At 33.5% G+C, this 14,483-nt stretch carries 15 protein-coding genes; 9 read left to right on the forward strand and 6 right to left on the reverse strand.

Translation table 11 applies throughout. The annotated features are described in order from the left end of the window. The first annotated feature begins 7 nt into the window (after nt 1-7). From pepT to J2Z60_RS01140, 5 genes are all read left to right on the forward strand, one after another. Entirely contained in the window at nt 8-1,252 is a 1,245-nt protein-coding gene (pepT, locus tag J2Z60_RS01120; RefSeq protein WP_209685534.1) for a peptidase T, read from the forward strand. Between the two features lie 1,002 nt (nt 1,253-2,254). Then, nucleotides 2,255-2,617, forward strand: a complete 363-nt coding sequence (locus J2Z60_RS01125) for a GntR family transcriptional regulator (protein ID WP_209685536.1) — start codon at nt 2,255-2,257, stop codon at nt 2,615-2,617. 1 nt (nt 2,618) lies between these two features. Beyond that, complete coding sequence (locus J2Z60_RS01130) at nt 2,619-3,326, forward strand: ATP-binding cassette domain-containing protein (RefSeq protein WP_209685538.1); 708 nt, start codon at nt 2,619-2,621, stop codon at nt 3,324-3,326. Then, nucleotides 3,326-4,141: an ABC transporter permease gene (locus tag J2Z60_RS01135; RefSeq protein WP_209685541.1), complete on the forward strand. Its 816-nt coding sequence runs from the start codon at nt 3,326-3,328 to the stop codon at nt 4,139-4,141. Before J2Z60_RS01130 ends, J2Z60_RS01135 begins: the two co-directional genes overlap by 1 nt. 13 nt (nt 4,142-4,154) lie before the next feature. Continuing rightward, a complete protein-coding gene (locus J2Z60_RS01140) occupies nt 4,155-4,979 on the forward strand; it encodes a hypothetical protein (RefSeq protein ID WP_209685543.1) in 825 nt (274 codons plus the stop codon). A 67-nt stretch (nt 4,980-5,046) separates the two neighbouring features. On the opposite strand, the gene J2Z60_RS01145 is transcribed toward J2Z60_RS01140, so the two are convergent. Together J2Z60_RS01145 and lepB are read right to left on the reverse strand one after the other, a co-directional pair. Beyond that, nucleotides 5,047-5,235 (reverse strand): LBP_cg2779 family protein, encoded by a 189-nt coding sequence (locus J2Z60_RS01145; protein WP_209685843.1) that lies wholly within the window; start codon nt 5,233-5,235, stop codon nt 5,047-5,049. 16 nt (nt 5,236-5,251) lie between these two features. Next, complete coding sequence (lepB, locus tag J2Z60_RS01150) at nt 5,252-5,827, reverse strand: signal peptidase I (protein WP_209685545.1); 576 nt, start codon at nt 5,825-5,827, stop codon at nt 5,252-5,254. Nucleotides 5,828-5,917: 90 nt separating this feature from the next. On the opposite strand from lepB, the gene J2Z60_RS01155 reads away from it, so the two are divergent. The 4 genes from J2Z60_RS01155 to J2Z60_RS01170 all read left to right on the forward strand — a co-directional run bounded on the left by J2Z60_RS01155 (nt 5,918) and on the right by J2Z60_RS01170 (nt 10,329). Next, nucleotides 5,918-6,661, forward strand: a complete 744-nt coding sequence (locus tag J2Z60_RS01155) for an SAM-dependent methyltransferase (RefSeq protein ID WP_209685547.1) — start codon at nt 5,918-5,920, stop codon at nt 6,659-6,661. Nucleotides 6,662-6,664: 3 nt separating this feature from the next. Beyond that, nucleotides 6,665-7,636 (forward strand): hypothetical protein, encoded by a 972-nt coding sequence (locus J2Z60_RS01160; protein WP_209685548.1) that lies wholly within the window; start codon nt 6,665-6,667, stop codon nt 7,634-7,636. Further along, nucleotides 7,636-9,033 carry an RsmB/NOP family class I SAM-dependent RNA methyltransferase gene (locus J2Z60_RS01165; protein WP_209685550.1) on the forward strand — a complete coding sequence of 466 codons (1,398 nt, stop codon included), beginning with the start codon at nt 7,636-7,638 and terminating at the stop codon, nt 9,031-9,033. The genes J2Z60_RS01160 and J2Z60_RS01165 overlap by 1 nt, the downstream gene beginning before the upstream one ends. 282 nt (nt 9,034-9,315) lie before the next feature. Further along, a complete protein-coding gene (locus J2Z60_RS01170) occupies nt 9,316-10,329 on the forward strand; it encodes a D-2-hydroxyacid dehydrogenase (RefSeq protein WP_209685552.1) in 1,014 nt (337 codons plus the stop codon). A gap of 81 nt (nt 10,330-10,410) precedes the next feature. On the opposite strand, the gene fni is transcribed toward J2Z60_RS01170, so the two are convergent. From fni to mvk, 4 genes are read right to left on the reverse strand one after another with little or no spacing between them, the layout of a single operon-like run. Then, a complete protein-coding gene (fni, locus tag J2Z60_RS01175; RefSeq protein ID WP_209685554.1) occupies nt 10,411-11,433 on the reverse strand; it encodes a type 2 isopentenyl-diphosphate Delta-isomerase in 1,023 nt (340 codons plus the stop codon). A 9-nt stretch (nt 11,434-11,442) separates the two neighbouring features. Continuing rightward, a complete protein-coding gene (locus tag J2Z60_RS01180) occupies nt 11,443-12,516 on the reverse strand; it encodes a phosphomevalonate kinase (RefSeq protein WP_209685556.1) in 1,074 nt (357 codons plus the stop codon). A 28-nt stretch (nt 12,517-12,544) separates the two neighbouring features. Beyond that, on the reverse strand, nt 12,545-13,513 hold the full coding sequence (gene mvaD, locus J2Z60_RS01185) for a diphosphomevalonate decarboxylase (protein ID WP_209685558.1): 969 nt from the start codon (nt 13,511-13,513) through the stop codon (nt 12,545-12,547). A gap of 2 nt (nt 13,514-13,515) precedes the next feature. Beyond that, on the reverse strand, nt 13,516-14,439 hold the full coding sequence (mvk, locus tag J2Z60_RS01190) for a mevalonate kinase (RefSeq protein WP_209685561.1): 924 nt from the start codon (nt 14,437-14,439) through the stop codon (nt 13,516-13,518). Nucleotides 14,440-14,483: the final 44 nt, after the last annotated feature.

Raw genomic sequence — 14,483 nt, forward strand, 5'->3', positions numbered from 1 at the left:
AATAATAATGACTGAATATTCAACACTTCTACCTCGTTTTTTAAAGTATGTAAAAGTAAACTCTCGTTCTGATGAACACAGTAATCGTTTTCCTTCAACTGAAAGAGAAGAAAAGTTTCAAAAAGACGTAATTATGAGAGACCTAGAGGATTTAGGCTTAGAAGATGTTCACTACAATCAAAAAAGTGGCTGCGTAATTGCAACCATTCCATCAAATATCGATTATGATGTACCAGTATTTGGATTGCTTGCTCATTGTGATACTGCTGATTTTAATTCAGAAGATGTTAAGCCGCAAATCACGGAGAATTATGATGGTAAGTCTAAGATACAACTAGGTGATAGCGAATTTTATCTTGATCCTGATGTTTTCCCACATTTAAAAAATTATAAGGGTAAAACTATCATTTCAGCTTCTGGTGATACTCTACTTGGTGGAGATGATAAGTGTGGTATTGCTGAATTAATTACATTTGCGGAATACTTGATGAATCATCCAGAAGAAAAGCATGGAAAGATTAGGTTAGCATTTACTCCAGATGAAGAAATTGGTACCGGAGCTAGTCATTTTGATGTAGATGAATTTGGTGCAGAATTTGCCTATACAGTTGATGGTGAAGCACCTGGAAAATTAGATTGGGGAACCTTTTCTGCTGCACAGTTTAGCTTAGATATTCAAGGTGTGAATGTCCATCCTGCTGTTGCTAAGGGACAGATGATAAATGCAATACAAGTGGGGATAGAATTTCAAAATAATTTACCACAAGGTGAGGTACCAGAAGAAACATCTGGTAGAGAAGGATTTTATCATTTGATGAACTTTGATGGTACTGTTGATAATGCTCATCTGGACTATATTATTCGTGACTTTGAACGTAAAGGTCTGGAAGAAAGAAAAAATCTTGTTAAATCTATTGTTAAGGAAATGAATGACAGATTTGGCACTGAACGCATAAAGTTGAAAATGTGGGATCAATATTACAATATGGCGGATGAACTTAAGAAAAATATGCATATTGTTGATCTAGCTAGGGATGCTTATAAAGCAGTTGGCTTAACGATTAATGAGGATCCGGTTCGTGGTGGTACTGATGGATCACAGTTAACTTACATGGGATTACCATGTCCAAACTTATTTGCCGGTGAAGAGAATATGCATGGCAGATATGAATATACAGTCTTAGAATCTATGTGGTTAGCTGTTGATGTTTTACGTGAAATTAACCGTTTGAATGTGGAAAGAAATAAGTAATATTAAGGAAAAGAGAGATAGCATTTATGCTATCTCTCTTTTGCATTGTTTTGCGTATTTAATGCAAAAAGCGAAAATTTTTTATTTTTTTCACCTATCTTAAGTTTAATTTTACTTTTAATGCATCAGTAAGAGCAGCTGAAAAGTTAATATCAGATTCTTTCGCTAATGTCTTTTTTACAAGCTTGTTTTGTTCTTTTTCGCGTTCAAGCTTTAAATCTACTTGAACAGGAACTAAGAAATCTGGAGCAACAACATCAAACTTATCTGAATTTTCAGTTGGTGCAAGAACGGCTTCATTGAAATCTTCTTGAGTAAGTAAGAAACCAACTAATGAATCATGGGCGCTTTGAATTGCTTCTTCTAAAGTATTACCGAAAGTAGCGGCATTAGGCTCTAAATCTAGAAATGTTACTTCATACTAGCCATGAGAGTTCTTGTGAAATTTTGCAAAGTACAACAACATAGTTTGTCCTCCGTATAAATCGAAAAGCATTGCCTATACACTCAAGATATCAAAATAAATGGATTATTTCCATTATTAGTGCAAGAATTCTTGGTGACACAGGTATTTATAAGTTGACGTATTACCCTATTACTAAGCACTAACCAGCACGGCTAGTGCTATTTTTATACCGTAATTGATCCGGTTGAATGTTCATTATCTTAGAATAAAATATTTAAAATCGTGAAACAAAAATCGACAAATTTTGCTTAGCTTAACTTTAATTAAACAAGTTTTTCTTTCTTATAAATACTATAATATCAATAATTTAATTTGAAATTATTCTTAAATTAAGTTTTACACTGATAGTGTTTATTTCAAAATTATATTTAATTAGTAGCTATATTACGGCAAATATTTATTTATTTGTCTACTAAATGCTCTTTAATCTAATTTTGTGAAACAAATAAAATTTTAGAGGTTGTAATATTAAACATACTTGATATAATAATAGTGTAGTAGATGTCTAATACACTAACTGCTAGGAGGGCACAAAATTGCAATTCCAAGATAATATTCCAATATATGTTCAAATAGAGAAGTACTTATATCGCCAAATTGCATTAGGCCAATTGAAACCAGGTGAGAAGGTTCCGTCTGTACGACAACTGGCTGTAGAACTGACAGTTAACGTAAATACAGTCCAGCGCGCATTAAATCAGATGAACAATGAAGGAATTCTTTATGTTAAACGAGGCTTAGGATCTTTTGTGACAGAGGACGTGGAGCTAATTTCTCAAAAAAGGCAGGAATTAGTAGAAGAGGCGCTGAGCGAATTTCTTAAGAGTACAGCTCAATTAGGTTTAACAGCTAAGCAAACATTAACTGCACTGAAGAAATATATTGAAGAGGAGAAGTAATATGTCAGATTTGCTAGAAATTAAAGATTTAACTTACCGGAAGAATTTGCGAGTAATTTTGGATAATGTGAATTTAAATATAGAATCAGGTAAGATCATTGCCTTATTAGGAGAAAATGGTGCAGGTAAGACTACCTTAATGAGAATTATTACCGGAATAGCTAAGCATTACAAGGGAAGTGTTGCTGTAGCTGGTAAGGAGAAAGAAGCAGAACGCAAATCTGCTCTCTCCATGACTGATTCTTTAAAGGGATTTAGCGATTCTGTAACAATAGGCTGGGTAAGAGATTTCTATAATAAAATTTATTCAGACTTTGATAAAGAACAATTTGAAGAACTACTGAAGTTTATGAAACTAAACTATGATATGAAGTTGGGACAGATTTCTAGAGGGATGAGAGAAAAATTAGTCATTGCCTTAACTCTAAGCAGGAAGGTTAAACTATATCTTCTTGATGAGCCATTCTCTGGAATTGATCCGATGTCGAGAAAGAGAATTATTAATTCAATCTTACTTTGGAAAGATGAGGACAGCACTTTAATTATTTCTGATCACTTTGTTAACGAAATCAGTAGTATCTTAGATGAAGTAATAATCGTTAAGGATAAAACGATTGCAAGTCATATATCAGCTGATGAAATCCGTGAACAAGGCAAAAGCATTGAACAATATTATGAGGATTTTTATCAAGATGAGGTGAGTGAATAATGACTAGATTTATAGATTTATTTGACGAGCTTTTTAAGACTAAAAGACGTGGCGTACACTTAATTATACTTTTACAGGTTGTAGCGGCCATAGTTCTAACCATTTGGGCTTTAATTGCTAAGTTTGAGATAGGGGAGCCAATGCTCTATTTTTGGGAGATGATGGCAGCTGCTTCAGTTTTTGCTGATTTAGCATATGTAGTAGTATCAACCTGGCAAAATGAGCGGATTTATAAATATCAGACCTGGCGTTTAATCCCTATATCCCCAACCAAAACCTATGTTGCAAATATCTTGTCAGGATTTGTTGCTGGAGTGTACTTAGTTATTATTCAAATAGGCTTAATGCTCATTTCGCTGTTGCCACTTCTGACTTCTAAGGATATTAGGATTCAAATTGGAGATGCAGCCCATCATTTAAAGAAAGTAAACACACATGTATTATGGTCTAAGTTCTGGGCTTTGTTTAGTTGGCAAGATCTGCTTAGTTTTTTAATAGCTTTCTTTTTATTTGCCATCCTGGTTTATAGTGCTGTATCGACCATTGATCTAAGTTCAAAAACAATTGCAGACTTTTTACCTGAAAAGTTTAATAAAATCGCTCGCTTCTGTATTATCTTAGTTCTTATAATTGTGGGAGATATTTTGTTAAGTAATTTATCTGATGCAGTTAATGGCTTTTTAAATAGTTTAATGGATCCTAATCATGCTTCTACTTATGGTATTTGGATCTCTAATGGTACTTTCTGCATTATAGATATAATTTTATCCGGAGTTAATATTTGGCTTCTTAGAGCTTATCATGAAGGAAAATAGAAGGGTGTTATAGTTGACAAGTTTCACTACGGTTTTTAAAATGTCTTTTACTAATAAAAGGCGATTTGTTCAAAGATTAGCTATTTTGCAATTTGTTGCAGCTATCTTGATTGCAATCTGGTGGCTGATATCGGAACATCAGGTAGGAACAACTTGGCGAATTAGTGGATTAGTAATGTTCTTGACGCTGTTACCAGTTGTCGATATTTTTTTCTTATGTGCGTCATCATATCAAAATGAAAAGTTAATCCATACTCAGTCATGGAATTTAATACCTATTTCAACTAGCAATTTATATATTGCAAATTTATGTTCTGCGATTGCTGAAGGAATATATTTAATTTTTATTCAAGTTATAATGGCTATAGTGTTGCTGATCCCAGCTGCTACAACACAGGACTTTTGGAAAAGCATGCAGAAGCAATTAGGAGCAATTGCTGAAGAGAAACTATGGCAATATATAAGAATACAAGATGTGATAGGCTTAGCCATATTTATATTCTTAGTTGCAATTTTCTTCTATTGTTTGGTTTCAATGTTGAATGTATCAAGTACAATTCTAAGCGATTTTGTCAGTGAAAATTACAATAAGATTGTTAAACTTATTATTGAAGTGATTTTATTAGTACTTGCTATTATTTTACTTTCTAAATTGGCCAGCTTTTTGTTTGACACAATTGAAGCATATCTACAATTGGGGATGTTCAAACATGTCTTAGGTAATAATATGACTGTTGACCCAAGTATTTGGGTTACAATTATAATTACTGCTATTTTAGACAGTATTATGTTAATAATTAATATTTACCTTCTAAAAAACTTTTATGAAGCAAAATAAAAAGAGATGAAATTCTGACTCTAAAAAATAGATAATCAGGATTTCATCTCTTTTTGATTGTTAAAACTTAGACCTGCTGACTTTGGATATAATTTAAAACTTGTTCAGCCTCTTCAATAGTATAAGTTTCTTCTCCAGCCTTCATAGCATGAATCTTTTCAACTGATAAATGACTAGAAAAAGCAAGAGCAGTGTCATTCACACCGTGTTTAACTTCAAAGTTAATAATTGCGTTAGTTAGTTCTTCTTGATTCATCATAAAAACTCCTTCTCTAAAATGCTTTTATTTGATTGAATGGGTAGTAACGTAGTTTTACCTCACCAACAATTGCGCTACGTTTAATGAAGCCAATCATTCTTGAATCTTTGGAAACGTTACGATGGTCCCCCATGACAAAATAACTATCTTTTGGGACTTTATTCACACCAAAAAGTTGTTTTAAAGAGAAATTATTGGTGTAAAGTTCCCCTTTAGGCAATCTTTTTTCATATTCTTTTAGGTAGGGTTGCTTAATTGGCTTGCCATTTATATACATTACATCATTCTTAGACTTAATTGTATCACCAGGTAAACCAATAATGCGTTTAATATATAATGCACCAGGTTCATCAGGCGCTTTTAAAATGACGATATCACCACGCTGTAAGCTAGAGTGCCGAACTGCAATAATGCGGTCGCCATTCTCAAATGTTGGCTGCATTGACGGACCTGAAACAGTTTCATTAGAAAATACAAACCTGAATAAAAGGAAGTATATTCCCATGAAAATAATAACCATTATCAGAATTTGAAGTATAGACTTACCCCAAGATTCTTGCTCAGGATCTTGTTTTTTTGATTTAGTCATAAATTTTAACTCCTTTTCTCGTTACTTTCTATTATAACTGTTTTTATCTTATATGAATGGTAAAATCATTTGGTAAAGGAATTTTTAACTATGGCAAATTTTGTAAAACAATTAATAAAAATCGACCAACAACTTAATATTCAAGCCCTACACCGGCAAGTGGAAGAAATAGTAAAGATATTAAATTACTTGAATCAAAAGCAGGTCTTGCCTGCAGCGCCTGATCCAATTGGATTCATGCCAGACGAATATGAGGAATTATCTCTTCTACTTGATCGACATGATACTCTCTTATTAAAGCAAGCAGATAATTTATTAAACAACTTTAGAAGCTATTTATCAAGAAACTATGGTCTGTGGTCACTTGCAAATTTGACTACCGCTAAGATGATTAGAAGGCAATATCATATTAAGAATAGTTTAGAAGTTATGGCTGGTAATAGCTATTGGTCGGCTGCCTTTGATAGAATAGGAGTACAAGCGATTAGTACTGATTCTATGTCATGGGCTAAAACATCTGAAACGGGTCGATATAGCTTTTATAGGACTGAACAACTTAGTGCACCGGCTGCTATTAAGAAATATCATGATGTAGACTTAGTTATTTGTTGCTGGGCTCCTAATTTTGGAAAAGGTGATCTAGATGTTTTAAAAGCTTTTAGAAAATATAATAATCAAGGACATTTACTATTTATTGGTGAAAAGGATGGCGCAACAAATACCGATGAATTTTGGAAAAATGCAAAAATCATACATAATTCCAAAATAAAATTAGTTAATCAAACTTTCCCCAATTTTGATTTTATTGATGAAAAAATTTACGAGATAAGATAAACAATGAAGTTAAAGAAAGTAATTATATTTTTGATATCGTTATTATGCTTTATAGGATTAGGCATAACTTTATCAATTCAGCAATCGCAGCAAGCAGATCAAGTTTTAAATAATAATGGCTTGTCTACTAAGTACTATGTTTATACAGTTAAAAAGCAGATCAAAGTAAAGAATTTATTGGATTTTCTTAATAAAACTCACAATAAACATCTTCAAGTTCATTTAAAATCAAAATATGATTCTAGTAGAATTCTTATTTGGGCAAACTATGATATTCCTAGTCAACCTTTGGCTACAACGACTTCACGCTATTTTACTAAGTCAGACTTTGATAGCCAAATACCACTAGCAGTAATTTCAGCTCAAACCCAAGAAGATATTGTAACTTTTCAAGGACATCGTTATTTGAAAGAAGATAATGATTATATTACTATCATTGGTCAGTTAAAGAGTAATAGTGAAAGTGAAAATAGTCAGAAAGTTTATTACCTAACAACTGGTATTTATCAACCTACGGCAGATGAGTTTTTAGGAGATTATCTTGTGTCAATTGATGGCTTAAATAATAAGCAAGCTACTAATGTTAGAAAGTTCTTAGGTGGAAAGCAAGAAATTGTTGATTTTGCCAAGACTTATAATCGTCAGCATGGAATTAATCCTACTAAGAAGTTCTTGTTTGCATTACTATGTGTCATTATTATTTTAGGCTCAAGTGTTGTTATTGGAATTTTAGATAGTAAGAATTCCAAGATAGCTTTTGCCAAGAAGAGATTATTCAAGTACTTGATTAAAAGTAATACCTTTAAATATATCTTTGCAAATATAATTGCAATTTTGGCAATTTTTTTAGTTTTACAATTTACTAATTTCTTCTCAAATAACTTGCAACTGTTTAATCTGTATGCAATTATCTTTGTTTTACAGTGTTGTACTTATAGCGGCGTAATGATGTTTAAGCAAAGAAAGGATAGATAATGAGTCAACTACCAGAAGAGTTTGTATCTAAATATCAAAGTTTATTAGGTGAAAAAGAAAGCCAAATCTTTTTCAATGCTATAAAAAATGATAATACAAAAAAAGGATTCAGATTAAATAGCCTAAAAAATAATTTTCAACAGGTAAGTTATTCTCTAGATAAGCCCATTAGTTTTGCTGATAACGCATATTATGGAATAGTTTCCGGCAGAGATATTGAATGGGTAAGCGGAACTGTTTATTCTCAAGACCCATCAGCTATGTATCCAGCAATAATTGCTGATATCCAACCAGGAGAAAGAGTACTAGACTTGTGTGCCGCACCGGGTGGTAAGTCTACTGCTCTCGCCGAGAAGTTAGCAGGTGAAGGTATATTAGTAGCAAATGAAATTTCTAGTGTGAGAGCTAAAATTCTACGTGAAAATCTAGAACGCTGGGGTGCTACGAATGTTGTTATTACTAATGAATCACCCGAAAAATTAGCAACCAAGTTCGTTAATTATTTTGATAAAATCGTGATTGATGCGCCATGCTCAGGTGAAGGCATGTTTAGAAAAGACCCAGATGCCATGGAATATTGGTCACAAGATTATGTAATAAAATGTCAAATCAGACAAAAAGAAATTATTAGCCAAGCGGTAAAAATGATCAAGCCTGGTGGTAAGTTAGTTTATTCAACTTGTACTTATGCCCCAGAAGAAGATGAACAGATTGTTAGTTGGCTAGTTGATAAATATAACTTTAGGATATTGCCAGTTAAGCACTATCAAGGGATGTCATCAGGCAGACCTGAATGGGCAGATAATAATGAACAATTGAAAGAAACAATAAGACTATGGTTTCAAGATGGAGTAGGTGAGGGGCAGTTTGCTGCTCTTGTTCAAGCACCAGATACTGCTGAATTAGGTACTTTTAATAAAAGCAAAAAGAAAAAGAGGAAAAACAACAGCAATACTAATGCTCAAAGATTAGATAAAAAGCAGCAACAATTAATTGACAAAGTAATAGATAAATTTAACTTGCCGACACAATTGGTTGATTGGCCTAAGTTAGCATTTAATAGCAATAATCATGTTTATCTACCTGTAGTTGAAGATTCAAGGCTTCAAGGACTGCATGTACTTAATAATGGTGTCGAATTAGGAATATTGAAGAAGAATCGTTTTGAGCCGGGTCATCAATTAGCTGAAGTCTTGGGACAAAACCATCAAAAACAAGTAGTAGAATTACAAAGTGAAGATAGTTATCAGAGATTTCTACATGGAGAAACTATAAGCATAACGACTGATTTAATAGGATTTGTGCTTGTTTCTTATCAAGGTCATATATTCAGTTTTGGTAAAGTGGGCGGAGATAAGATGCTAAAGAATTTTTATCCTAAAGGACTGAGAAAATAAGCACTGCCTTTTGCAGTTATAAATACAGTATTTATTTGAACATTAGGCTTTTAATTGGCAAAGTTTAGTTGTGTATGATCTTATGTAATAATTTTTGTTAGTGCATTAAAGCCTTAAGAACGACATTATTCTCAATAGAATAATGTTTTTTATTTGCATAATTCAAAATAAAAGTAAATTTTTGCTAAATTTATAAAAATTGCATAATTTGTGTTTTATTGAGCAAACTCAAGTGTATAATAGGAACTGGTCATGTTATTAATGTTAACGGAGGTTTAATTTATGACAAAGATTTTTGCTTATGCAATTCGTAAAGATGAAGAACCATTTTTGAACGAATGGAAGAATGCTCATAAGGACATTGACGTTGACTACACTGATCAACTTTTAACTCCTGAAACTGCTAAGTTAGCTAAAGGTGCTGATGGTGTTGTTGTTTACCAACAACTTGATTATACTGCTGATACTCTTCAAGCTTTAGCAGATGCCGGTGTAACTAAGATGTCATTACGTAATGTTGGTGTTGATAATATCGACATGGACAAGGCCAAGGAATTAGGCTTTGAAATTACTAATGTACCTGTTTACTCACCAGATGCTATTGCTGAACATGCCGCTATTCAAGCTGCTCGTGTCTTACGTCAGGATAAAGCTATGGATCAAAAGATGGCTAAGCGTGATTTACGCTGGGCTCCAACAATTGGTCGTGAAGTTCGTGACCAAGTTGTCGGTGTTGTAGGTACTGGTCATATTGGTCAAGTATTTATGCGTATTATGGAAGGCTTTGGTGCTAAAGTTATCGCTTACGATATCTTCAAGAATCCAGAGTTAGAGAAGAAGGGTTATTATGTAGACTCACTTGATGATTTATACAAGCAAGCCGACGTAATTTCTCTTCACGTACCTGATGTTCCAGCTAACGTACACATGATTAATGATGACTCAATAGCTAAGATGAAGGACGACGTAGTTATCGTTAACTGTTCACGTGGTCCACTTGTTGATACTGATGCTGTTATTCGTGGGTTAGATTCAGGCAAAATCTTTGGTTTTGTTATGGATACTTACGAAGGCGAAGTTGGTGTATTTAATGAAGATTGGGAAGGTAAGGAATTCCCTGACAAGCGTTTAGCAGACTTAATTGATCGTCCAAATGTTTTGGTAACTCCACATACAGCATTCTATACTACTCATGCTGTACGTAACATGGTTGTTAAGGCGTTTGACAACAACTTGGAGCTTATCAAGGGTGAAAAGCCTGAAGCTCCTGTAGCATTAGATAAGAATAAATTTTAATACAAAAAATAAACATTAATAAAAAGGCTCGAGGGTTACATTGAACTTCGAGCCTTTTTATTGTGAATAAAATATATATTATTAGCTTAATTGATTGATAAAACTAATTAAGTCAGTATCTAAGTAGTACTTTATGCTTGAAGCATCATCTATGCTATCAATTCCAAAAATAGCACATAAGGCGGTTAATTGCTTCTTAAAAGATCGAATTCTTTCTACTAATGATTCTTTGGACATAGATGCATATTGTAAAAATAAATTAGCTATTCCAACATAATTAGCACCTAAAACGAGTGCTTTAAAGATTTGCAAGGCGTCAGTAATTCCACCAGAAGCAATCAGCGTTTTAGGAACATTAATCTTTTTAGCACTTAATAGACATTTAGTGGTGGACAGGCCCAAATTATCAACAAAGCTAAATTCTGAATCTTGTCTGCGCTGATTTTCAATTTGAGAGAAGTTGGTACCACCACTGCCGCCAATATCAATAATATCAAACTTATTATCAATTAATGTACGTAGACTATCTAAAGGGATTCCAGCTCCGACTTCTTTAACAATAATTGGAACATCAACTTGCTGACGAATTTCTTGCATATTGTCTAACCAGTAAAAGTTACGATCTCCTTCTGGCATCACAATTTCTTGCAAGACATTGAGGTGAATTTGTAAAGCATCTGCTTGTAATTCATGAACAATTCTTTTAGCGACTTGTGGGTCCGTATTTGGATTAACATTAGCAAATAAAAGTCCATTAGGGTTTTCTTGACGAGCAATTAAAAAACTATCTAGCTGATTAGGTTCTTTTTCTAGAATACTAGCCGAGCCTAACGACATAGCGATATTTTCTTGGGCACAAGCTTGTGCTAAACGCTTATTTATTTCAAATGATTTTTGTGATCCACCTGTCATTGCATTAACAAAGAAGGGAGCACTAACTACTTTATTAAGAAATAATGTTTGAATCGAAGTGCTGTTAACTTCAGTTTCAGGTAGAGCGGGGCGGAATAAATGAACCTTATTAAAATCTGAATCTTGATTGGGATTAAATAGTTTTTTTGCAAGTAAAAGATGTTCTTCTTTTCTTAGTGATCTCTTAGACATATAAGTTCCTTATGCAATTGAATGAACTAAAAAATTAAGTGGCAAAATATTGTTTTCTTGCCATAAGGCTTTCATTTCATCAATATCAGAATTAGCATCAGCAATTACAATACCACAGTCACCATTGCCAGCCCCAGAAGTTTTAGCTGCTCCGCCAAATTGTTCAGCAATATCAATTAACTTGGTCAAACGGGGAATTTCAATAGCGATGTGATTTAGGCTAGCAAATTTACTTAATAAGCTTCTATTGACTCTGATTTGATGTTTAATAATATCGATGTTAGCTTGATTAAAGCCATCAATCATTCTTAAGACGCATTGTCGTGAATGATTTAAAAAGTCGTCATATTGAGTTTTAATATGTGATTTTTTAGCATTAGTTTTATCTACTAGTTGAGATGTGGAAGCCGGCTTTTGACTCCAGCCAATAACTAGTTTTAAGCCTTCAGGAGGCGTTAAAAGTTGTATCTTAAGCCCTGGCCATGCCTCATGCAACACATGGCTTAAAGTGTGCTTAGAAAGTTCTTTTTTGAGCCAAGTCTTATCAAATGTTTGATAAGCTAGCCAACCACCATACACGCTGGCAGCTATATCACCAGCTGAGCCATTTCCTTGTACAGTGTAGTGAGAGATAGCCGATAACTTGAAAATTAAGTCTTTACTACAATTTAAGCCGTAGAATTTAAGAATAGCCTTTACAGTAGCTACAGTTACTGCTGCAGAAGATCCTAAGCCGAATTTTTTACCATCTGCAGAGTCTAGGTCAGAATTTATGTGTAAGTCGTATAAGGACATCGACACATTTTGTTCTAAACAAAACATTTCTGTAAATTTAATTGCAGAAAGAATATATTCAAAAGGATTATCACGATTATCAATTACCATTTGGTTCCCCTTGCGAATCCAATGGATAGAATCTTGAGAATATTGCTTTGAATGAATTAATCCTGTAGAACCTTTACTTTCAGAAATAGAAACTCTGACGAATTCATTTACTGCTACTAAAATCGCAGGACAATTTTGTTCCAAAACTGCATATTCGCCGGCGATATACAACTTTCCGGGTGCCTTCTCAGTAATCAAAAATTATTCCTCTAATCTAATCAAAATGTTAGTCCAGAACTTGAACTCCTGGACCAAAACTTGCATCAATTATTTTAACATTGCCTAGTAGATTGTGAACATAGGAAATAATTTTTTTCCGATTTCTTAAAGTGCAGAGTATTTTAACGTTTGGTCCTGCATCAATCGTATAGTAACATTCAATTCCTTGATGTCGCAATTCTTGCACAAGGGTAATTAATTTTAAGGTATCTGCTTCAAAATAAGTAAAGCCCGGTTGAGCAGAAAGATTGAGTGCGTGCATTTCATTAGCTGAATTTTCGCTAAGTTGCCCCAGTTGAGTAAAATTTTTATTTTCAATTGCCTCTTTCATTGCAGCTATTTCTGTTGCATTATTATTCAACCAAGTTTTATAAAATGGAGAAGTTTGAGCTTGAATCATCCCTTGACTAGAAGAGATTTTCTTTTCATGAGTGTTGACTTCTATAGCTAACATGTGAAGATCCCAATTAGGATCTTCATCAATAGGAAGTGCATAAGAATTATCGTGATGTTTTCCTTTTTGCCATAAAACAAACCCGCCATAAATTGAACGAGTTGCTGAGCCTGAACCCAAGCGGGCTAGTTTAGATAATTCTGTTCTAGAAAGATTGAGATTATAGCTAGCAGCAAATGCTGTCGCCAAGGCTGCAAATGCTGAAGCTGATGAGGCTAAGCCTGCTGAAGTAGGAACATGATTGGTTGAATTAATTTCAAAATGATCACTGAAACCATAAATTCTTTGTAAAGTATGAATATAATCAATTACTCTTTTAGATTTTTGATTATCTTGTTTAATTCCATTTAAAGTAAATGTGTCTTTTTCTAAATGACTCCCATGTTCAAAGCTTGTATCAGTATAAAAAGCATCTAAAGTCATTGATAAGCTAGACATTAGGGGAGTTTTTAATTTCTTATCAGCTTTGCCCCAGTATTTAATTAAGGCAATATTTGTATGAGCGCGTGCATTTTTTTTCATTACTATATTTCCTCGATCCAATAATTAGAGAAGTTATCCTTGGCTTTTTGAGCAATCTTTTCAGCGGTATATTTATCATTGCATAGAGCAATCACGATTCCTCCAAGACCACCACCAGACAGTTTAGTTCCAAGAGCACCATTTACTTGAGCAATTTTAGATATTTCTTCAATTCGTTTAGTCGCTATTCCAAATGATGCTAAAATTTCTTCAGCTTCGTTAAATATTTGCCCAATAGCTGACACATCTTGCTTACCCCATAAGTCTTTGGTCTTGGTTGCTAATACTCCTAAACGTTCAATTTTTTTTGCTTCATTAGGATTAGACTCAATCTTATCACGTACTAATTTGACAGCTCTTTTGGTATTTCCCAATTCACCAGTATCCATGATTAGCAACGTTGCCCCTAGTTTTTTTGATATAGGATGGGGACCTATCTTTTTATTGAAAAAGACCACATAGTCAGAATTAACCGTTGCCGCATCAAGGCCAGAGGCTTTACCATGGTTAATCATTTCAGCATGATTCGTAATTTCCATTATTTTTTCTTCTGGTAACATTAGGTTAAAATAATTATTTAAGGCTTTGGTTGTACCTAAGGCAACTACTGCGCTGGAACCTAATCCGCGTTCCATTGGTATTTCACCAGTGTAGGTAACTTGTAGAGGTTCAGAATTTTTAGCTAATGAGTTTAAAGTATTAAAGACATATTTTAATCCATCGTATTCTGAAGGCGACTGTAAATATGGCCCTTGATAATGATTAGTAATCATGATACTTTCAGCTGTAGGGCTTTTTTCAATGGTTGTAATAATGTTTAAACCTTTGATTGGTAAGGCTAAGGCATCTTTTCCATAAACAACAGAATGTTCACCAATTAAAATAACTTTGCCATGAGTTGTAATAGATATTTTTTTATTATTCATTTTTTATCTTAATTCCTACTATAATATTTTATACGAACTATCCA

Origin of the sequence: Lactobacillus colini (assembly GCF_017874575.1) — a bacterium.
GTDB lineage: Bacteria > Bacillota > Bacilli > Lactobacillales > Lactobacillaceae > Lactobacillus > Lactobacillus colini.

What these genes read in the sequence shown, in the direction of transcription:
- pepT (WP_209685534.1), top strand. Translation starts at nt 8, where the DNA reads ATGACTGAATATTCAACACTTCTACCTCGTTTTTTAAAGTATGTAAAA.
- mvaD (WP_209685558.1), bottom strand. Translation starts at nt 13,513, where the DNA reads ATGAAAAAAAATGCACGCGCTCATACAAATATTGCCTTAATTAAATAC.
- J2Z60_RS01155 (WP_209685547.1), top strand. Translation starts at nt 5,918, where the DNA reads ATGGCAAATTTTGTAAAACAATTAATAAAAATCGACCAACAACTTAAT.
- fni (WP_209685554.1), bottom strand. Translation starts at nt 11,433, where the DNA reads ATGTCTAAGAGATCACTAAGAAAAGAAGAACATCTTTTACTTGCAAAA.
- J2Z60_RS01165 (WP_209685550.1), top strand. Translation starts at nt 7,636, where the DNA reads ATGAGTCAACTACCAGAAGAGTTTGTATCTAAATATCAAAGTTTATTA.
- J2Z60_RS01145 (WP_209685843.1), bottom strand. Translation starts at nt 5,235, where the DNA reads ATGAATCAAGAAGAACTAACTAACGCAATTATTAACTTTGAAGTTAAA.
- lepB (WP_209685545.1), bottom strand. Translation starts at nt 5,827, where the DNA reads ATGACTAAATCAAAAAAACAAGATCCTGAGCAAGAATCTTGGGGTAAG.
- J2Z60_RS01135 (WP_209685541.1), top strand. Translation starts at nt 3,326, where the DNA reads ATGACTAGATTTATAGATTTATTTGACGAGCTTTTTAAGACTAAAAGA.
- mvk (WP_209685561.1), bottom strand. Translation starts at nt 14,439, where the DNA reads ATGAATAATAAAAAAATATCTATTACAACTCATGGCAAAGTTATTTTA.
- J2Z60_RS01160 (WP_209685548.1), top strand. Translation starts at nt 6,665, where the DNA reads ATGAAGTTAAAGAAAGTAATTATATTTTTGATATCGTTATTATGCTTT.
- J2Z60_RS01130 (WP_209685538.1), top strand. Translation starts at nt 2,619, where the DNA reads ATGTCAGATTTGCTAGAAATTAAAGATTTAACTTACCGGAAGAATTTG.
- J2Z60_RS01170 (WP_209685552.1), top strand. Translation starts at nt 9,316, where the DNA reads ATGACAAAGATTTTTGCTTATGCAATTCGTAAAGATGAAGAACCATTT.